The following is a 19,553-nucleotide window of genomic DNA, read 5'->3' as shown; positions in this document are numbered from 1 at the left end:
CTCAGACGGTGGCCCGCTCCGGCGCGGCACTCACCCCGGCCGGGGTCAGCCGGGTGCCCCTGGTCTCCCGCATGGACAGGTAGACCACCAGCGAGACCGCCGCGCAGCCGGACACGTACCAGTAGAAGCCGGACTCCGCGCCGGCGTTCTTGAACCAGAGCGCCACGTACTCGGCCGTGCCGCCGAACAGGGCGTTGGCCAGGGCGTAGGGCAGCGCGACCCCGAGCGCGCGGATCCGGGTGGGGAAGAGCTCGGCCTTCACCACGGCGTTGATCGAGGTGTAGCCCGTGACGAGGACCAGGGCGGCGACGGCGAGCAGCAGGGCGCCGCCGAAGGTGCCGGCGTGCGAGAGCGCGGTCATCAGCGGCACGGTGCCGAGGGTGGCGCCCACACCGAAGGTGATCAGCAGCGGCCTGCGCCCGATCCGGTCGGAGAGCGCTCCGGCGAAGGGCTGCAACAGCATGAAGACGAACAGCGCGCAGAAACTGACCAGCGCGGCGTCCGACTTGCTCAGGCCCGCCGTGTTGGAGAGGTACTTGGTCAGATAGGTGGTGTACGTGTAGTAGGCCACCGTGCCGCCCATGGTCAGCGCCATCACCAGGGCGAACTCACGTCGGTGCTGCATGAGTTGGCGAATCGTTCCGCGCTCCTCGGAGGCGGGCCGCGCGGCCCGCGGCCGGAGCTGCTCCTGGGCCGCCTCGGTGTAGGCCCCGGTCTCCACCAGGCTGCGTCGCAGCCAGAGCACCACGGCGGCCCCGGCCGCCCCCAGCGCGAACGGAATGCGCCAGCCGTAGGCGTGCAGTTCGGAGTCGGACAGGGTGTGCTGGAGGAGGATCTGGAGTCCGAGGCCGATCAGCTGACCGAGGGTCATCGAGACGTACTGGAAGCTGGAGACGAACCCGCGCCGGGCCGGCGCTGACGCCTCCGTCAGGTAGGTGGCGCTGGCGGCGTACTCGCCGCCGACCGAGAGGCCCTGCAGGAGGCGCGCCAGCAGCAGGACGACCACCCCGAAGTAGCCGACCTGCCGGTAGGTCGGGGCGATCGCGATCAGCAGCGCGCTCGCGGACATCATGGTGACGGTGAGGGTCAGCGCGGCCTTGCGGCCCCGCCGGTCGGCGTACCGGCCGAGCAGCCAGCCGCCGACCGGGCGCATGAAGAACCCGACGGCGAAGATCCCCGCGGTGTTGAGCAGTTGGGCCGTGGGGTTGCCGTGCGGGAAGAACGCCGAGGCGAAATAGGTCGCGAAGCTCGCGTAGACGAACCAGTCGTACCACTCGACCATGTTGCCGATCGAGCCGCCGACGACGGCCTTCCACGGTGTCCGGGCCGTTCTCGCGGGGGTGCCGGGGCCGGCAGCGCTCATGGTGAACCTCCTGGTGGCGGGGGCGGCGCGGGGTGGTCGCGCCGTCACACGCAGCGTCCTGCCGGGGCGGTGCCCCGGTACAGGGGCCGGGCCGACACCTAACCTCCGGTTAACACAGTCCGGGCGCCCCGGGGCGCCCGGGGTGGCGGTTGGCCGGGAGCAGACCGTCGCGTGGACCCGCTCTGGACCGGCGGCGATCGGGTCGCTACGGTGTTGACGTCTTGTTGCGGACACACCGTCCGCAGACACGGGAGCTCGGAGCACCGGGCTGAGAGGGCGCTGAACGGTACGCCACCACACGTACCGACCGCTGCGTCGACCGCAGGAACCTGACCGGGTAATGCCGGCGTAGGGAGTAAGGGTCCGATGACCACATTCGAAGTACCGGAGACGTCTGTCCAGAGCCCGGCCGGCGCCCCGGCGAACGGCGGCGGCACCCCGGCGAACGGCGCCCCGAACAGCGCGGGCACCGGCTATCCGACCACCGCCTGGCGCAAGGCCTACCGCGAGGGCTCCCGCCCCGACCTGCGGGTTCCGTACCGCGAGGTGGTGCTCACCAACGGCGGGGTCGTCCCGCTGTACGACACGTCCGGTCCGTACACCGACCCGTCCTACCAGCCGGACGTGCGGCGCGGGCTGCCCGCCCTGCGCGACGCCTGGATCCGCCAGCGCGGCGACGTCGAGGAGTACGACGGCCGGGAGGCCCGGCCCGAGGACGACGGGATCAGGCACACCGCCCCGCGCGGCGGTGACCTGCGCAACCTGGACGCCGTCTTCCCCGGCCGCCCGCGGCGCCCGCTGCGCGGCCGCGGCGGCGTCGCGGTCACCCAGCTCGGCTATGCCAAGCGGGGGATCGTCACGCCGGAGATGGAGTTCATCGCCCTGCGGGAGGGGCTGGCGCCCGAGTACGTCCGCGCCGAGGTCGCCCGCGGCCGGGCGGTGATCCCGCTGAACGTGAACCACCCCGAGGTCGAGCCGGCCGTCATCGGCACCAACTTCCTGGTGAAGATCAACGCCAACATCGGCAACTCGGCGGTCACCTCCTCGATCGAGGAGGAGGTGGAGAAGATGACCTGGGCCACCCGCTGGGGCGCCGACACCGTCATGGACCTCTCCACCGGCCGCAACATCCACACCACCCGGGAGTGGATCCTGCGCAACTCGCCCGTCCCGATCGGCACCGTGCCGCTCTACCAGGCTCTGGAGAAGGTCGACGGCAAGGCCGAGGAGCTGAGCTGGGACGTCTACCGCGACACCGTCGTCGAGCAGTGCGAGCAGGGCGTCGACTACATGACCGTGCACGCGGGCGTGCTGCTGCGGTACGTCCCGATGACCGCCCGCCGCAAGACCGGCATCGTCTCGCGCGGCGGGTCCATCATGGCGGCCTGGTGCCTGGCGCACCATCAGGAGAACTTCCTGTACACAAACTTCGAGGAACTCTGCGACATCCTCGCCGCCTACGACGTCACCTTCTCGCTCGGTGACGGCCTGCGTCCCGGCTCGACCGCGGACGCGAACGACGAGGCGCAGTTCTCCGAACTGCAGACGCTCGGCGAGCTCGGCCGGATCGCCCGCGAGCGGGACGTCCAGGTGATGATCGAGGGCCCCGGCCACGTCGCCATGAACAAGATCAAGGAGAACATGGATCTCCAGCGGGAGATCTGCGACGAGGCGCCGTTCTACACCCTCGGCCCGCTCACCACCGACGTCGCGCCCGGCTACGACCACATCACCTCCGGCATCGGCGCCGCGATGATCGCCTGGTGGGGCACGGCCATGCTCTGCTACGTCACTCCCAAGGAGCACCTGGGCCTGCCCAACCGGGACGACGTCAAGACCGGCGTGATCACGTACAAGATCGCCGCCCACGCCGCCGACCTCGCCAAGGGCCACCCCGGCGCCCGGGACTGGGACGACGCCCTCTCGGACGCCCGCTTCGAGTTCCGCTGGGAGGACCAGTTCAACCTGGCCCTCGACCCGGAGACGGCCCGCGCCTTCCACGACGAGACGCTCCCGGCGGAGCCCGCCAAGACCGCCCACTTCTGTTCCATGTGCGGCCCGAAGTTCTGCTCGATGAAGATAAGCAAGACCATCATGGACACCTACGGCGACGACATGTCCGGGGCCCGGGCCGACGAGGCCGAGGAGGGCATGAAGGCCAAGTCGGAGGAGTTCGCGGCCAGGGGCAACCGGGTCTACCTGCCGCTGGCGGACTGACGCCGGGTCGCCGGTCGTGCCGTTCCGGGAGGCGGAGGGGGCTTCCCGGGGCGGCGCCGTCCGGTCCGCCCGGACCTCCGCGCCGTCGCACCGGCCCGCCGGGCCCGCCGGTGCGCCCGGACGCACCGGGGGACCCGGCGGGTGCACGGCCCCTGGTGCGGACAGGCCGGTTCGGACAAGCTGCGGGCATGGACTGGATGCCCCTGCTCTCCACGTTGACCGGCGCCGTCATCGGCATCACTGCCACGCTGGTCGCCGACCGCGGCCGGTGGCGGCGTGAGGAGGTTCGCCGGGCGACGGAGCTGCGCCGCGAGGTGTACACGGTGTTCGTCTCGGCGCTCAAGACGGCGGGGGAGGAGATCCGGGCGGTCGCGCTGGGCGACCACCTGTCCGACCGGGCCCGGGACTCGGCCGTCCGGGAGGCCTTCCGCGGCGCCGACCTGTACACGGCGAGCGAACGACTCTGGCTGGTCGGCCCGACGCCGGTGGTGGCGGCCGGGAACGAGGCGTTCCGCAGCCTGCGCCGGCTCCGTGACGCCTACGCCGCGGGCGCGGGCGTCGGCTCCGCCGAGGACGCGGCCCTGATCGTGGAGCGCCGGGCCGCGATGGCGCGGATGCGCGGCCTCATGCGGGCGGATCTGGGGATCGCGCCCCTCGGGATCGAGTGACGGCCCGCCCGGGCCCGGCTCAGCCTGTCGTTCCCGCCGTCGTCACCGGTGCGACGACGCCCTCGGCCGGCCGGGGGAGCAGGGCGCGGGGCCGCTCGAACGGGCCGGGTACGGGGAAGTACGCCTCCAGGAACTCGCGGACGGCGACGTCCTGGACGGCCGGGTCGAGCAGGCCCGTGGTGACGTCGTTGAGGCACAGCACCGCGTGCTCCCGACGCGCGGTCAGCGCCGGCAGCCGCCGCAGCGCCACCGGGTCGCCGATGTCCACGAACAGCTCGTCGCCCGGGACGGACACGGCCTTCCCCGCCAGGTACGCGGTGTACCCGCAGAGGGTGAGCGGGGAGAGGCTGCGGTGCGCGCGGAACGGTTCGGCGGCCGTCCGGGCGAACTCGGCCGAGAAGTCCTCGGCGTTCTGCCGCAGCAGGCTCCGGTGCGCGGTGCGCGGCGTGTGGCGTGTGGCCGAGCGTCCTGGTCGGGACGCGCCCGGGGCGCTCGGCCCCGGGGCGGGGGGTGAAAGGCGGTGACGGGGCGTCCGGGAATCCAGTACTGTACGCGATCGTCCCACCATGCTTATCTGATCTTTATACGGGAATTCCTATGAACCTTGACTTCAGCGCCGAGCCCCTCTTCTCCTGGTACGTCGTCCTGCTGTTCATCAGCGGTGTGGCCATGCTCGGGATCGGCAGCACCAACTTCGGCGGCCTGAGCATCGGCTGGCGGATCTTCAACGTGCTCGCCGGGCTCGGCTTCGCCGGCTACGGCATCTACCTCGGGTTCATCTTCGAGGGCGGCGAGTACATCATCTTCTTCAAGGCGTTCATCCTGCCGGTCGTCCTGATCGTCCAGTTCGTCCGCTCGCTCGGTGCGCGTAACAGCGTGCGGCCGGCCCCGGTGGCGGGGCCGAACCAGGCCGGCTGAGCCGCTTCGCCGGGTCGGGTGCGCCCGGGCCGGGCGCACCGGCCCGGTGCGCCGGCCGGGCCCGACGGCTCAGACGTCGTCGGGGCTGGTGAACGCGGGCGGGCTGTAACCCGGGCTGCTGAACTCGGCGGGACGCGGGGTGCGGCCCTCGGGGTCGGTCACACCCTCGACGCCCGGGCTGGAGAAGCCGGGACTGCTGAAGCTTGCACCGGTGTAGCCGGGACTGCTGAACTCCGGAGAGGCCGAAGGGTCCTGGCGCTGACCGGACTCCTCCCCCGGCGCCGGTCGCGGCGCCGGGGTGTACGGCGCCAGCGCCGGTTCGGAGTCCAGGTTGGCCCGCAGGTACGGCAGCAGGGCGCGCTCGCGCAGGGCCAGCTGCCAGGCGCGGCGGGCGTCGGCGACCTCGGCCCGGAGATCCGGGTCGGCGTCGTCGGGCGGTCCGGCGCCGTCCCGCAGGGCGGTGAGGATCAGCCCGATGATGCCGAGGACCATCGCGGCGATCCCGACGGCGAGGGTCAGCCAGCCCGCCGTGACCAGCGAACGGCCCAGGACCAGGGCCGGGCTCGCGGCGCGCAGCAGGTACCCGAGGGCCAGGAGGACCACCGCGGCGGCGCCGGCCAGGATCGGCGCGAGCACGGTGAGCACGGGGAGGAGCCCGGCGCCGTTCTCGGAGCCGAGCTGGGCGGCGAGTTCTCGGACGGTCTGCGGGCCGGTGCTGCGAGGGGTCGACTCCTGGGCGGGTGCGGCGGCCGGTCCTTCGAGCGGGGTGCGCAGGTGTTCGCGCAGCCGGGTGTAGTGCTCGTACTCGACGGCGGCGCCCGAGGCGATGGTCCCGGCGGCGAGCAGCGCCTTGGTGCGCAACTGCTCGCTGGTGAGCCGGGTGGCGGTCGTCCCGCTCGTCCCGCTCGCGCCTGTACCGGCGCTCGTGTCACGCGTGTCCCGGGTGTCCCGGGTCTCGTTCGGCTCGCTGGTCCTGCTTGTGCCTGCCGGTTCACGCTGTGCCGTCAGGATGGTTCCGTCGCGCAGTGCTTCGTCGAGGATGCGCTCGAAGTCCGGGCGGTCCTCGGCCAGCAGGTGCGGGGCGTTGTTCATGCGGACCCCGTTCGCTCCGTCACGGAGGTTGACGTCCGCACGCGGGCGGCCCGGTGGGTGGGGCCGGGGCTGCCGGGTGCGGTGTGCCTCGATGGTAGGGGCGGGTGGGGGCGTGCAGACAGTAGGTTTCCGGAATTTCAGCGCCGGGGGGCGCGGGCCGGACACCCGGTGTTCGGCCGGGCACGGTCGGTTGACGGGATCGGCCGACAGCTGGGGCCGGCCGGAGGGCGGGGTCCGTTGACGAACGGGTCAGTTGACGGGCAGTCGGGCGACCAGCAGCCGGCCGTCCATGGTGACTCCTCCGTCCATCGCGATGGCGAGGTCGCTCGCGTAGACGTACGGGCCGGGGATGTGCGGCGGCGTGCCGTCCTCGGCGTGGGCCGTGCCGGTCAGGTACGGGATCGGGCTGTGGCCGTGCACGACGCGCTGTCCGCCGTAGGTGTCGAGCAGCTCGTGGACGGCGGACGGGCCGGCCTCGCCGCGGAACGCGAACCGCTTGGTGAAGCTGCGGAAGGCGTCCCACCACTCGTCGGCGCCCTCGTCGGCGAGCAGTTCGTGGACGGCGTCGTTGACCTCGGCGATGGACGAGCCGTATTCGAGATACGCGGTGGTGTCGGAGTGCAGCAGCAGGTGGCCGTCCTCCAGTGCCATCGCGGGCAGCCGCGAGAGCCAGCTGACGTGGTGCGGCTCCAGCCGGTCGAGGTCGTGCTGCTGGCCGCCGTTGAGCCGCCAGGCGGCCAGGAAGGAGGCGGTGCCGGCGGTGGACCGGACGGGCTCGTCGCCGTAGCGCGAGGCGCCGAGGAAGAGCAGTTCGTGATTGCCCATCAGGGCGCGGCAGTACCCGCCGGCGGCGGCGGCCTCCGCCGCGAGCTGCATGACGAGATCGATGACGCCGATGCCGTCGGGCCCGCGGTCCGTGAAGTCGCCGAGGAACCAGACCCGGGAGCGGCCGGCCGACCAGCGCCCCTCGGCGTCGATCAGGCCCTGGTGGCGCAGCTCGGCGACCAGCTCGTCGAGGTAGCCGTGCACATCGCCGATCACGTACAGCGGGCCGGGCGGCTCGGAGGGGTCGGGCGCCGGGTACGGGGTGGAGTACGGCAGGCCGTCCTCGGTGAGCGGCGGGCCCAGCTCGATGGTCGGCGGGTCCTCGTGGCGCAGCTGCGCCTGCGGGTCGTGACTCCGCGGGTCGTGAACCGGCGCCGCGTGACCCTGCGGCTCATGGCCCTGCGCGGCGTGGGAGTGCGCCGTGCGGTCGTGCAGGGTGGGCTCGTGCGAGGCGGCCGGCCAGTGCTGTTCGAGGTAGCGGGCGCCGCCGTACGCGCTGTACGTCTCGGAGTACCCGTCGGCATAGCCGGTGGGCTCGGCGGGCTCGAAGTAGGAGCCGTAGGGCAGCACGTCGAGGTCCGGCTGGTGGCGGGGGCCTGAGTCCGGCTGGTCAGGCCCGGGGAAGCGGTCCTCGGGTGTCATCCGCCCATCATAGGAAGAGCACTCTCCCGCCGTCCTCACCTGGTGGGTATCCAATTCTCCGGAGCGTCAGCGGGACGGGCCGGCCGGGTCCGTTTTATCCCCTCCTGGGATGGTCTAGACCTCGCCGGGAGAGCGGGGCGGGCTGACGGTGGTTCGGGTGCTCCGGCGCTGGGAGGACGCCCGGACGATCAGCTCGGTGGGCATCAGGGTGCCGGGCGGTGGGCCGGTGCCGGCGCTGCGGAAACGGGGCGGGAAGAGCCGTCCGACGTCCACTCCGGTGCCCGAGTCGACTCCCTCGATGGCGTCGATGAGCAGGTTGACGACGGTGGTGCCGATCCGGCGCGGCTTGAGCGAGAGCGTCGTGATCGGCGGCTCGGTACCGGCGTAGACGTCGCTCTCGCTGCAGCAGACCAGCAGCAGGTCGTCGGGCACCCGCAGGCCGTACCGGCGGGCGGCGGCCAGCAGGTCGGTGCCGTTCGGGTCGAAGAGGCCGTACACCGCGTCGGGGCGGTCGGGCCGGGCGAGCAGCCGGTCGGCGGCGACCGCGCCGGCGGCGGGGTCGTGGGCGGGGTACGCCTCGTACACCGGCTCCTGGCCGACCCGGGCGCACCAGCCGAGGTAGGCGTCGGTGGAGAGCCGGGTGTAGGTGTCGGTGCTGGTGCCGGTGAGCAGGCCGATCCGGCGGGCGCCGGACTCGGTGAGGTGGTCGAGGATGCCGAGCACGGCGGCCTCGTGGTCGTTGTCGACCCAGGCGGTGACCGGGCAGTTGCCGGGCTTGCCGTCGCTGACCACCGGCACGCCGGACCGGTACAGCTCACTGACCAGCGGATCCTGGTCCGGCGGGTCGATCACCACGGTGCCGTCGAGGGCGATGTTCCCCCAGACGTCGTGGCGGGAGGAGGCGGGCAGCACCACGAGGGCGTAGCCCCGCCCGAGTGCGGCGCTGGTCGCGGCCCTGGCCATCTCGGCGAAGTACGCGAACTCGGTGAAGGTGAAGGGCTCCTCGCCGTAGGTGGTGACGGTCAGTCCGATCAGGCCCGACCTGCCGGTGCGCAGGGTGCGGGCGGCGGCCGAGGGGCGGTAGCCGAGGCGCTCGGCGACCTCGCGGACCCGGCTTCTGGTCTCGTCGGGCAGGCGGCCCTTACCGTTCAGCGCGTCGGAGACCGTGGTGATCGACACTCCGGCGGCTGCTGCCACATCCCGGATGCCGGCCCGCTCCAGACGTCGTGAGGTGGTGGGTCGCCGACCGCTCTGGTTGGCTGCTGCTGTCATGGCGAACCGATCGTATGGCTCACGACGGCTCCCTGTGACCGGGGAGGTCGCAAGCGCAGAAGATACGTTTCTCCATGAGCAAGGCTGCGCCGGGCCCTTCATACCCGTACGAAATTGGCCGTCTTACCTCTGACATGTGCCAAAGGAACCCTGCAGAATGGCTGATCTGCACCTATCGGGCCGCCGGGCATGTCACTCCTACGGGTGAGTGCGCTGGGTATCGTTCAGGACACCCGGCCGGGGTCACGGTGCGGGCGCGTACCGAGGACTCCCCGCAGCGGCGATCCCGCGGCGCGGCAGGACATGATCAGCACTGCGGGCCTGCAACCAGGACGCAGCGGCAGAGCACAGAAGGAGACGAGCGTGAGCGACACGGCGGCGCAGGGCCCCCGGCTGAGGCCGGCCCTGGCGGGCATCCCCACCTACAAGCCGGGCAAGCCGGCCGGCGCGGACGCCTACAAGCTGTCCTCCAACGAGAACCCGTACGAGCCGCTGCCCGGCGTGCTCGACGCGGCCCTCACGGCGGCCGGCTCGTTCAACCGCTACCCGGACATGGCGGTCGGCGGCCTCACCGCCGAGCTGGCGGCCCGGTTCGACGTGCCGGTGGAGCACATCGCCACCGGCACCGGCTCGGTCGGCGTCGCCCAGTCGCTGATCCTCGCGACGGCCGGCCCCGGCGAGGAGGTGATCTTCGCCTGGCGCTCCTTCGAGGCGTACCCGATCATCACGCAGATCGCCGGTGCGACCCCCGTCCCGGTGCCGCTCACCGCCGACGAGGACCACGACCTCGACGCGATGCTCGCCGCGATCACCGAGCGGACCCGGCTGATCTTCGTCTGCAACCCCAACAACCCCACCGGCAACGCCATCCACCGTGCCGAGCTGGAGCGCTTCCTGGACGCCGTGCCGTCCGAGATCCTGGTCGTCGTCGACGAGGCGTACATCGAGTTCATCCGGGACGCGGACGTGCCCAACGGCATCGACCTCTACCGCACCCGTCCCAACGTCTGCGTGCTGCGCACCTTCTCCAAGGCGTACGGCCTGGCCGGGCTGCGGGTCGGCTTCGCGATCGCGCACGAGCCGGTGGCCACCGCACTGCGCAAGACCGCCGTCCCGTTCGGCGTCAGCCAGCTCGCCCAGGACGCGGCCGTCGCCTCGCTGCGCGCCGAGGACGCCCTGCTGGTGCGGGTGGAGGCGCTGGTCGAGGAGCGGGCCCGGGTGCTCGCCGCCCTCGCCGCCCAGGGCTGGACGGCCCCGGACTCGCAGGCCAACTTCGTCTGGCTGCGGCTCGGCGAGCGCACCGCCGACTTCGCCGCCGCCTGCGCGGCGGCCGGTGTGATCGTCCGTCCCTTCCCGGAGGGCGTGCGGGTCTCCATCGGCGAGGTGGCCGGCAACGACATCTTCCTGCAGACGGCCGAGGCCTTCCGCAAGACGCTCTAGACCGGATGCCGGGGGCGCACCGCCAGTGGCGGTGCGCCCCCGGTGCTGTTCGATGCGCCCCCGCCGGGCGCGGCCGTTCGCGACGCCCGTTCCGCGGGCGCCGCGCCACCGGCCGCTTTGCGTGCACGGAGATCTGACGGTCTATCGTTTTCAGCATGCCCACAGCCGATCTGATCCGCATCGTCTCCCGTTCCTCCCCCATGGCGCTCGCCCAGGTGGCCCGGGTCCGCGCCGAACTGGCCGTGCTGCATCCGGGGATCAGGACGGAGGTCGTCCCGGTGACCACCTCCGGTGACCGCTGGATGGGGGATCTGGCCGCGCTCGGCGGCAAGGGTGCCTTCACCAAGGAGGTCGACGCCGCGCTGCTCGCGGGGGAGGCGGATCTCGCGGTGCACTGCGTGAAGGACGTGCCGGCCGACCGGCCGCTTCCGGCGGGCACCGTGTTCGCCGGGTTCCTCAAGCGGGACGACATCCGGGACGCGGTGATCCACCCCGAGGGCCTCACCCTAGACGCGCTGCCCGCCGGGGCCCGGATCGGGACCTCCTCGGTCCGCCGCCGGGCTCAGCTGGCGGTCTCGCACCCGCACCTGGAGTGCGTGCCGATGCGCGGCAACGCGAACCGGCGACTGGAGAAGCTCGCCGCCGGCGAGGCCGATGCCCTGCTGCTGGCGGTGTCCGGCCTGGAGCGGATCGGGCGTCCTGATCTGATCACCGAGATCCTGCCGGTGGAGACGATGTGCCCGCCGATCGGCGCCGGCGTGCTCGGCCTGCAGTGCCGCGAGGACGACAACGTCACCATCGACACCGTCTCCGGTCTGGGCGACGCGGACGCCTGGCGGGAGACCACCGCCGAGCGGATGTTCCTGCACGTGCTGCAGGGCCACTGCAACAGCCCGATCGCCGGGTACGCCAAGGCGGAGCGGGACGGCCGGCTCTCCCTGCGCGCCCGGGTCTTCACCCCGGACGGCAAGACCGTGCTGGACGCCCACGAGTGGGCCGGACCGCTGGACCCGGCCACCCTGGGGACGTCCGTCGCCGTCGCTCTGCTGCGCCAGGGCGCGCGCGAGCTGATCGACACCATCCCGCACTGAGACACGTCCCGCACGGGGACACCGTCCGCACCGGGACACCGTCCGCACCGGGACACCAGGGCGCCGACGCACCGAGGCCCGCGCGGCCTGCCGGGTGGGCGTGGTGAACGAATGGTCGGCGTGCGCAGCAATCAGAGCGCACGGCGGAGTCCGGCTGTTGCGTTGTGACGGTCCACCAGATGAAGTTCACCCGTTCGTGTGAGGCGGTTCCGGCCGGGAACTCCCGAGCGCCGGACCGGGCCGTCGTGCGAGGATTTCGGGGCATCCCGTGATCCGCCACCGACCGGAGGTACGTGTGCCCGTGCGCGACGAGAAGATCGGCGATTTCCTGGACCGGCTGGCGTCGAGGGCGCCGGCTCCCGGAGGGGGCGCCTCGGCGGCGCTGCACGCCGCCCAGGCGGCGGCCCTGGTGGGGATGGTCGCCCGCTACAGCACCGGCGAGAAGTACGCGGAGCACCAGACGGCGATCGGGCGGATCACCGCCGAGAGCGACGAACTGCGCGCCCACGCGCTGCGACTCGCCGACGACGACGCGGCGGCGTTCACCGCCGTCACCGATGCCTACCGGCTGCCGAAGGCCACCGAGGCCGAGGCGTCGGCCCGTTCGGCGGCCATCGCCGGCGCGCTGGTGGGTGCGGCCCGGCCGCCCGCCGAGGTGGTCGCGCTCGCCCTGGCGCTGGTGGCGCTCGCCGAGGAGCTGCTGCCGATCGGCAACCGCAACGTGGTGACCGACGTGGCCGCCGCCGCCGAGGCCGCCCGCGCGGCGGCCACCACGGCCCGGGTGAACGTCGAGGTCAACCTCGGCGGCATCGGGGACCAGGAGGTACGGGCCGGGCTCGCCGCCGGGCTCGCGGCCGTCGACGGGATCGTCGCCAGGGCCGATCAGATCACCGACACCGTCCGCAAGGAGATCGCCCGTTGAGCGCGCTCAGCCTGTCCGGCCGCGAACTCGCCGCCGCCGTCCGCACCGAGACCGCCGCCCGCGCCGCCGAGCTGACCGCCGCGGGGGTGGTGCCGAAGCTGGCCGTGGTGGTGGCCACCGCCGACGAGTCGAGCGCCTGGTACGTCCGCTCGATCGCGAAGGCGGCGGAGAAGGCGGCCATCGTCTGCGAGGTCGTCGACCTCGGCGCCGGGGCCACGGCGGACGCCGTCCGCGCGGCGCTGACCCGGTTGAGCGCCGACGACACGGTGCACGGGATCATCCTGCAGACCCCGCTGCCGGCCGGCGCGGCCCTGGAGGACCTCGCCGGCGCCATCGCGTTCGAGAAGGACGTCGACGGCGCCAACCCGCTCTCCCTGGGCCGGCTGGCCGCCGGACTACCGGCGTTCGCCCCGGCCACCGCCGAGGCGGTGGTGGATCTCCTGGAGCACCACGGAGTGAAGACGGCGGGCCGTCACGTCGCCGTCGTGGGGCGCTCCACGGTGGTCGGCAAGCCGGTCGCCCACCTGCTGTTGGACCGCGACGCGACCGTCACCGTCTGCCACTCGCGCACCTCCGACCTGGCGGCCGTCACGTCGGCCGCCGACATCCTGGTCGTCGCCGTCGGCCGGGCGGGTCTGATCACCGCCGAGCACGTGGGCAGCGGAGCCGTGGTGGTCGACGTGGGCACCAATCCGACCGAGGACGGCGGCCTGACCGGCGACGTGGACGCCGTCTCCGTCGCCGGGCGCGCGGGCGCGCTCACCCCCGTACCCGGCGGCGTGGGCCCGGTGACCACGGCGCTGCTGCTGCGCCACACCGTGCGGGCGGCCGAGCGCCGGTGACACGCGCGGCGCCACCGGCGGGCGTCGTCGCCCACCGGTGGCGCCCGCCGGGAGTCCCGGGACGAGCGGGTCCTCGCGCTCACCCGTCGCGCCGGCGCAGCAGGACCGCGGAGGCGACGGCGCCCAGCAGCACCAGGGCCGCGTTGACCAGGACCGCCGTGCCGACCCCGCCGAGCACCGTCGCGGCGCCGGTGCCGCCGCCGAGGGCGGTCGTCCGGGCGGTGAAGACGGCGCTCATCACCGGGGTGCCGAGCGTGATGCCGACCTGCTGGGTCATCGTCGCGACGCCGGTGGCCAGGCCCTGTTCGTCGTCCGGGAGCCCGGAGGTGGCCGTCACCATGAAGCCGACGATCGCGAGCATGTTGCCGACCCCGCCGACGAAGGTGGCCGCCAGCAGCAGGCCCAGCCAGCCGTGGCCGGTGCCCAGCAGGACCAGCGAGACGGTGGCCAGGGCCTGCACCAGCAGCCCGCCGGACAGCGTGCGCCGGGTCCCGTACCGGCCGATCACGCGCGGCGCGTACACCCCGCCGAGCACCGTTCCGGCGCCCAGCACGCCGAAGGCGAGACCGGTGGCGAGCGCCGAGAACCCCAGCACCCGCTGGAGGTAGAGCGTCATCAGGAAGACCAGCGAGGTCTCGGTGGCGAACGCGATCAGTCCGGCCGCGTTGCCCCAGGCGACCGTGCGCCGCTGCAGCATCCGCAGCGGCACGAGCGGGGCGGCCGAGGCCCGCTCCACGGACCGGAAGGCCACCAGCAGCAGGGCGCCGAGGGCGAGGGAGCCGAGCGCGAGCGGGTCGCCCCAGCCGCGCTCACCGGCCGCCGTGAGGCCGTACACGAGGGCGACCAGGCCGCCGGTGACGGTGGCGGCGCCGGGCAGGTCCATCCGGGGGCGATCGGCGCCGGCGGCCCGGCCCTCGGCGACCAGGCGGGGCGCGACCAGGAGCACGGCGAGCGCGACCGGTACGTTGACGAAGAAGGCCCAGCGCCAGCTGAGCAGGTCGGTCAGCAGCCCGCCGAGCACCGCTCCGGAGGTGAACCCGGCGGACATCAGGGCGCCGTTCAGGCCCAGCGCCCGGGCCCGCAGCGGACCGTCGGGGAACGCGGTGGTCAGCAGGGCGAGACCGGCCGGGGTGACGGCGGCGGTGGCCAGACCCTGGGCGACCCGTGCGACGAGCAGTACGGTGGGCGTCGTGGCCAGGCCGCCGACCAGCGAGGCGGCGGCGAGTACGGCCAGCCCGGTCAGGAACACCCGGCGGCGGCCGAACAGGTCGGCGACCCGGCCGAACAGCAGGCTGAACCCGGCGGCGCCGAGCGCGAAGGCGGTGACGATCCACTGCAGGTCCGCGAGCGGGAAGCCCAGGCCCCGGCCGATCACCGGCAGGGCGACGTTCAGGATGGAGAAGTCCACCGCCAGCATGAACTGGGCGGCGAGCAGGACCACCAGGACGAGCCGCTGACGGCCGGTCATGGCGGTCGGCGGCGCCAGGGGCGGGGCGGCCTTCGGCGCGGCGGTCGAACGTCGGGGCGGATCGTCGTGAGGGCGGGGACTGAGCAGGGCCATGGCGGGGAGACCTCTCGGAACGGCGGGACGGGGGGCTTCGGGACGGTGCGTCCGGCCAGTGCGTCCGGCCGGTGTGTCGTCGAGAAGCGTCCGCCCGCTCGCTCCGCCCACCCAGCCCCCTGCGATGGGTAGCACTGGCAGGGACAGGCTGCGGGCGCCCGGCCGGTGTTCACTGGAGTCATGGAGAATCCAGCGGAGTTGAGCGACTTCCTGCGCACCCGGCGGGCCCGCCTGCAGCCCGAGGAGGTCGGCCTGACCGCCTACGGCGTCCGCCGCCGGGTGCCGGGGCTGCGCAGGGAGGAGCTGGCCCAGCTGGCCGGGGTGAGCGTCACGTACTACACCCGGCTGGAGCAGGGGCAGAGCCACAACGCCTCCGACGAGGTGCTCGACGCGCTCGCCCGGGCCCTGCGGCTCAGCGCGGACGAGCACGCCCACCTGCGCAACCTCGCCCGGCCGGGCCGGGCCAGATCGCGTCCGGCGGAGCGCTTCGAGCGGGCCCGGGCCGGCACCCGCCAGCTGATCGACGCGATGGTGGGTGTCCCGGCGGTGGTGGTCGGTCGCCGCAACGAGGTGTTGGCGTGGAACACGCTGGGTCACGCCCTGCTGGCCGGCCATCTCGCCGCGGACGCCCCCGACCACCGGGGCGAGCGCCCCAACCTCTCCCGGATGCTCTTCCTCGACCCGCACAGCCGGGATCTCCACCGCCACTGGGAGGACGAGGCCCGGGTGCACGTCGCGTATCTGCGGCTCTCCGCCGGCCGCCATCCGGAGGATCGCGAACTCGCCGCCCTGGTCGGCGAACTGGCCATGAAGAGCCCGGAGTTCGGTGGGCTGTGGGCCCGCCACCCGGTGAACGACTGCCTGTACGGCACCAAGGTGCTGCGGCATCCGGTGGTCGGTGCGCTGGAGCTGGCCTTCGAGGCGATGCCGCTGCCGGAGGGCGGCGGCCACCGGATGCTGCTGTACAGCGCAGGGCCCGGGACGCCGTCCGAGGCGGGGCTGCGGCTGCTGGGCACCGCCGCGGCGTCGGCCGTCCCGGCGAGCGGGGCGACCCGGCCCGCCGGGAGCCCGCTCTGAGCCGCGAGAATCCTGTGGGTGGCTGGGAGTTCCCTGGGCGTTCGGTCAACCGATGAGAAGCATCTCGGCGCTGTCCGGCCAAACTGGGGGTGATCTGTGGCGAAATGACCGGTTTTCCGGGGTCAGCAAGCTCTCAGCCGGGCCCCAGGACTCCGCAAGAGCGCCGGGTGAGGCTTGCTCCCATGAAGGTGCTCCCGCGACGGCGTGGTGCCGTCCTCGTCAACTCCGCACTCGGCGTGGCCCTCCTGGGCGGCGCCGCCCTGGTGTACACCACCATGGACAGCGGTACCAGCGTGGCGGCCGGCAAGGCCCAGGTACGAACCGCAACGGTGACGAAGGGCACGGTCCTGGCCACCGTGTCCGGAACGGGTACGCTCGCGTCCCCCACCGATGCGGCCCAGAACTTCACCACCGGAGGAAAGCTGACCGCCCTGAAGGTGGCCGTCGGCGACATCGTGACCAAGGGCGAGGTGTTGGCGACCGTGGACACCACGGCGGCCCAACAGGCCGTGGACGCCGCCCAGTCGGCGCTCACCGCGGCCAAGGCCAACCTGACGAAGGCCAAGGCCGGCGTCACCACCACCACGACCTCCGAGGTGCCCGGCAGCGGTTCGGGCGGCTCAGGCGGATCCGGCGGATCGAGAGGCGGCTCCACGGCCGCCGCCACCCCGGCGCCGCAGACCACGACCACGACCACCACCAAGGTGGACGACGCCGCGGTGGCCCAGGCCCAGCAGCAGGTCGACAACGCCCAGACCACGCTCACCAACGCCCAGGCGGCGCTCACCGGTACCACCCTGACCGCCTCGGTGGACGGGACCGTCGCCTCGGTCTCCAACAAGGTCGGCGACAGCGTCTCCGGCGACTCCGGCTCGTCCACCGGCTCCACCGGATCCAGCTCGGCCAAGACGACCGGCAGCACGGGGACTTCGTCCTCCTCCGGGACGCCGAGCGGGTTCATCGTGCTGACCAACCCGACCGGGATGCAGGTCACCGCCTCGTTCTCGGAGCTGGACTCGCTCAAGCTGAAGAAGGGCGAGGCGGCCACCGTCACGCTCAACGCGCAGTCCGACACCAAGCTCAACGCCACTGTGCTGTCCGTGAGTTCGCTGCCGACCAGCGGTTCGAGCGGCGCCGTGCAGTACGCTGCGACGCTGCAGATCACCAGTGACACCAGCAAGCTGCGGACCGGCCTCAGCGCCACCGTCTCGGTGGTCACCGGCGAGGCCGACCAGGCGCTCTCGGTGCCGACCGCCGCGCTGGCCGGGACCGGCAGCAGCCGTACCGCCACGGTCGTGGCGCAGGACGGCAGTTCCTCCCGGGTCAGCGTCACGGTCGGCGTCGAGGGCGACACCACCGTGCAGGTGACGGAGGGGCTCAAGGAGGGCGACAAGGTCGAACTGGCCACCACGACCACCGGCGGCTCCGGCAACGGCTTCCCCAGCGGCAACTTCCCCGGTCTGACCGGCGGGGCCGCCGGTGTCGGCGGCGCGGCGGGTGGCGGCACCCGGGGCGGCGGCACTCGCGGATGAAGCTCCAGAAGGCCTCCGGGCTCCAGAGGACCCCCGGTCACCGGGCCGGCGCGGTTCGCCCCGCCGTCCCGGTCCGCCGGGCCGACGCCGCACCCCCGCCGGTCATCCAGATCCGCCGGCTCACGAAGTCGTACGGGCACGGCGACGCCACCGTGCACGCCCTGCGGGGCCCGTCGGACCAGGTGACCGGTGAGCCGATGGGCGTCACGCTCGACATCGAGCAGGGCGACTTCGTCGCGGTGATGGGCAGCTCGGGCTCGGGCAAGTCGACCCTGATGAACATCCTCGGCTGCCTGGACGTCCCCACCACCGGCCGCTACCTGCTGGACGGCACCGACGTCGGCCATCTGGACGAGCAGCAGCTCTCGCTGGTCCGCAACCGCAAGATCGGCTTCATCTTCCAGTCGTTCAACCTGGTGCCCCGCACCACCGCGCTCGCCCAGGTCGAACTCCCGCTCGCCTACGCGGGCGTCCGCTCCGCCGAACGCCGGCGCAGGGCCCTCGCCGCGCTCTCGCTGGTCGGTCTGGCGGACCGCTCCGGGCACAAGCCGAACGAGCTCTCCGGCGGCCAGCAGCAGCGTGTGGCGGTGGCCCGCGCGCTGGTCACCGCGCCCGCGATGCTGCTCGCCGACGAGCCGACCGGAAACCTGGACAGCCGCTCGACCGAGGAGGTGCTGGGCATCATCGACGGACTCAACGCGATCGGCCGCACCGTCGTGCTGATCACCCACGAGGACGAGGTCGCCCACCACGCCAAGCGCGTGGTGCGGTTGATGGACGGCGCGATCATCTCCGACGTCCGGCAGGGCCCGGTGAGCGGACCGCCGCCGGCCCTCCTGCCCGAACTCGCCGGAGGCCGGCCGTGATCCTCTGGCAGATGCTCCGCTTCGCCTTCGGCGGCCTGGTCGCCAACAAGGTCCGCTCCGCCCTGACCATGCTCGGCGTGCTGATCGGTGTCGCCTCGGTGATCCTGCTGCTGGCCGTCGGCAACGGCTCCTCGGTGGCGGTGAAGGACTCCATCACCGCACTGGGCACCAACTCGCTGACGGTCAGCTCCGGCGCCTCCTTCGGCGGCTCCCGCAGCGCGACCACCACCAAGAAGCTCACCGTCGACGACGCCAAGGCGCTGGCCTCCTCCACCGAGGCGCCGGACGTCAAGTCCGTCGCGCCGGTGGTCACCACCACCGGCACCGCGCTGTACGGCGACATCTCCTACAGCCCGGGATCGATCGTCGGCACCTACCCGGCGTACTTCGAGACCTCGAACCTGAAGGTCGAGCACGGCGACTACTTCAGCAACGACGACGTGCTGAACGCCCGCAAGGTCGCGGTGCTCGGGGCCACCACCGCCAAGCAGCTCTTCGACAACGTCGACCCGGTCGGCAAGCAGGTCGTCATCGGCGGCACGCCGTTCACCGTGACCGGGGTGCTGAAGACCAAGGGCAGCACCGGCTTCAACGACCCGGACGACGTGGTCATCGCGCCGCTGCCGACCGTGCAGAACGCCTTCACCGGCTTCGGCTCGGTGAGCCAGATCCTGGTGCAGGCGACCTCGGCGGACACCACCACCGCCGCGCAGGCCGAGATCACCCAGATCCTGATGGGCACCCACGCCATCAAGGACTCGACCAAGGTCGACTTCCGGATCAGCAACCAGAGCTCGCTGCTGACCGCCCGGGAGAGCACCGGCAAGACCTTCACCGTCCTGCTCGGTGCGGTGGCCGCGATCTCGCTGCTGGTCGGCGGGATCGGTATCACCAATATCATGCTGGTCACCGTCACCGAGCGGACCAGGGAGATCGGCATCCGCAAGGCGCTCGGTGCGCCCAAGGCCGTCATCCTCGGGCAGTTCCTCACCGAGTCGACGCTGCTGTCCGTCCTGGGCGCCGGGCTCGGCGTGCTGGCCGGGCTGATCGGCTCGCACTTCAGCATCGTCGGCATCAAACCGGTGGTGATCCCGGAGTCCGTGCTCGCCGCGTTCGGCATCGCGGTCGCCATCGGCCTGTTCTTCGGCAGCTACCCCGCCAACCGGGCCGCCTCGCTGCGTCCCATCGACGCCCTTCGACACGAGTGACCCAGGAGTCCTGACCA

The 19,553-nt window shown here is 72.8% G+C and carries 17 protein-coding genes and 1 riboswitch; of the genes, 11 read left to right on the top strand and 6 right to left on the bottom strand.

Annotation, left to right across the window (positions count from 1 at the left end):
- Position 1: 1 nt before the first annotated feature.
- Positions 2–1,363 carry an MFS transporter gene (locus OG823_RS16430; protein ID WP_371480306.1) on the bottom strand — a complete coding sequence of 454 codons (1,362 nt, stop codon included), beginning with the start codon at positions 1,361–1,363 and terminating at the stop codon, positions 2–4.
- A 237-nt stretch (positions 1,364–1,600) separates the two neighbouring features.
- Positions 1,601–1,735: riboswitch (TPP riboswitch) on the top strand.
- On the opposite strand from OG823_RS16430, the gene thiC reads away from it, so the two are divergent.
- Together thiC and OG823_RS16420 are read left to right on the top strand one after the other, a co-directional pair.
- On the top strand, positions 1,730–3,580 hold the full coding sequence (gene thiC, locus OG823_RS16425) for a phosphomethylpyrimidine synthase ThiC (RefSeq protein ID WP_371480305.1): 1,851 nt from the start codon (positions 1,730–1,732) through the stop codon (positions 3,578–3,580). It overlaps the preceding riboswitch by 6 nt.
- A gap of 188 nt (positions 3,581–3,768) precedes the next feature.
- Positions 3,769–4,248, top strand: coding sequence for a hypothetical protein (locus tag OG823_RS16420; protein ID WP_371480304.1), 480 nt, complete (start codon positions 3,769–3,771; stop codon positions 4,246–4,248).
- 19 nt (positions 4,249–4,267) lie between these two features.
- Here the strand turns inward: OG823_RS16420 and OG823_RS16415 are convergent, their stop codons facing one another.
- Positions 4,268–4,816 carry a stealth conserved region 3 domain-containing protein gene (locus tag OG823_RS16415; protein WP_371480303.1) on the bottom strand — a complete coding sequence of 183 codons (549 nt, stop codon included), beginning with the start codon at positions 4,814–4,816 and terminating at the stop codon, positions 4,268–4,270.
- Positions 4,817–4,845: 29 nt separating this feature from the next.
- On the opposite strand from OG823_RS16415, the gene OG823_RS16410 reads away from it, so the two are divergent.
- Positions 4,846–5,166, top strand: a complete 321-nt coding sequence (locus OG823_RS16410) for a hypothetical protein (protein WP_371480302.1) — start codon at positions 4,846–4,848, stop codon at positions 5,164–5,166.
- A 69-nt stretch (positions 5,167–5,235) separates the two neighbouring features.
- Here OG823_RS16410 and OG823_RS16405 read toward each other — a convergent pair whose 3' ends face one another.
- The 3 genes from OG823_RS16405 to OG823_RS16395 form a co-directional block, all read right to left on the bottom strand.
- A complete protein-coding gene (locus tag OG823_RS16405; RefSeq protein ID WP_371480301.1) occupies positions 5,236–6,258 on the bottom strand; it encodes a hypothetical protein in 1,023 nt (340 codons plus the stop codon).
- Between the two features lie 249 nt (positions 6,259–6,507).
- A complete protein-coding gene (locus OG823_RS16400) occupies positions 6,508–7,725 on the bottom strand; it encodes a metallophosphoesterase (RefSeq protein ID WP_371480300.1) in 1,218 nt (405 codons plus the stop codon).
- A gap of 114 nt (positions 7,726–7,839) precedes the next feature.
- Positions 7,840–8,997 (bottom strand): LacI family DNA-binding transcriptional regulator, encoded by a 1,158-nt coding sequence (locus OG823_RS16395; protein ID WP_371480299.1) that lies wholly within the window; start codon positions 8,995–8,997, stop codon positions 7,840–7,842.
- A gap of 363 nt (positions 8,998–9,360) precedes the next feature.
- On the opposite strand from OG823_RS16395, the gene hisC reads away from it, so the two are divergent.
- The 4 genes from hisC (at position 9,361) to OG823_RS16375 (ending at position 13,292) form a co-directional block, all read left to right on the top strand.
- Positions 9,361–10,437, top strand: a complete 1,077-nt coding sequence (gene hisC, locus OG823_RS16390; protein WP_371480298.1) for a histidinol-phosphate transaminase — start codon at positions 9,361–9,363, stop codon at positions 10,435–10,437.
- Positions 10,438–10,592: 155 nt separating this feature from the next.
- Positions 10,593–11,528: a hydroxymethylbilane synthase gene (gene hemC, locus OG823_RS16385; protein WP_371480297.1), complete on the top strand. Its 936-nt coding sequence runs from the start codon at positions 10,593–10,595 to the stop codon at positions 11,526–11,528.
- A 301-nt stretch (positions 11,529–11,829) separates the two neighbouring features.
- Complete coding sequence (locus OG823_RS16380; protein ID WP_371480296.1) at positions 11,830–12,450, top strand: cyclodeaminase/cyclohydrolase family protein; 621 nt, start codon at positions 11,830–11,832, stop codon at positions 12,448–12,450.
- Positions 12,447–13,292, top strand: coding sequence for a bifunctional 5,10-methylenetetrahydrofolate dehydrogenase/5,10-methenyltetrahydrofolate cyclohydrolase (locus OG823_RS16375; protein WP_371480295.1), 846 nt, complete (start codon positions 12,447–12,449; stop codon positions 13,290–13,292). The genes OG823_RS16380 and OG823_RS16375 overlap by 4 nt, the downstream gene beginning before the upstream one ends.
- Positions 13,293–13,371: 79 nt before the next feature.
- On the opposite strand, the gene OG823_RS16370 is transcribed toward OG823_RS16375, so the two are convergent.
- Positions 13,372–14,853, bottom strand: coding sequence for an MFS transporter (locus OG823_RS16370; RefSeq protein WP_371480294.1), 1,482 nt, complete (start codon positions 14,851–14,853; stop codon positions 13,372–13,374).
- A 180-nt stretch (positions 14,854–15,033) separates the two neighbouring features.
- Here OG823_RS16370 and OG823_RS16365 point away from each other — a divergent pair, with 180 nt between their 5' ends.
- The 4 genes from OG823_RS16365 (at position 15,034) to OG823_RS16350 (ending at position 19,536) form a co-directional block, all read left to right on the top strand.
- Positions 15,034–15,930, top strand: a complete 897-nt coding sequence (locus OG823_RS16365) for a helix-turn-helix domain-containing protein (protein ID WP_371480293.1) — start codon at positions 15,034–15,036, stop codon at positions 15,928–15,930.
- Positions 15,931–16,112: 182 nt separating this feature from the next.
- Complete coding sequence (locus OG823_RS16360; protein ID WP_371480292.1) at positions 16,113–17,462, top strand: efflux RND transporter periplasmic adaptor subunit; 1,350 nt, start codon at positions 16,113–16,115, stop codon at positions 17,460–17,462.
- On the top strand, positions 17,459–18,328 hold the full coding sequence (locus OG823_RS16355) for an ABC transporter ATP-binding protein (RefSeq protein ID WP_371480291.1): 870 nt from the start codon (positions 17,459–17,461) through the stop codon (positions 18,326–18,328). Before OG823_RS16360 ends, OG823_RS16355 begins: the two co-directional genes overlap by 4 nt.
- On the top strand, positions 18,325–19,536 hold the full coding sequence (locus OG823_RS16350; protein WP_371480290.1) for an ABC transporter permease: 1,212 nt from the start codon (positions 18,325–18,327) through the stop codon (positions 19,534–19,536). The genes OG823_RS16355 and OG823_RS16350 overlap by 4 nt, the downstream gene beginning before the upstream one ends.
- The last annotated feature ends 17 nt before the right edge of the window (positions 19,537–19,553 follow it).

Source organism: Kitasatospora sp. NBC_00315, assembly GCF_041435095.1.
GTDB lineage: Bacteria > Actinomycetota > Actinomycetes > Streptomycetales > Streptomycetaceae > Kitasatospora.
This window is presented reverse-complemented; position numbering and strand designations above follow the sequence as displayed.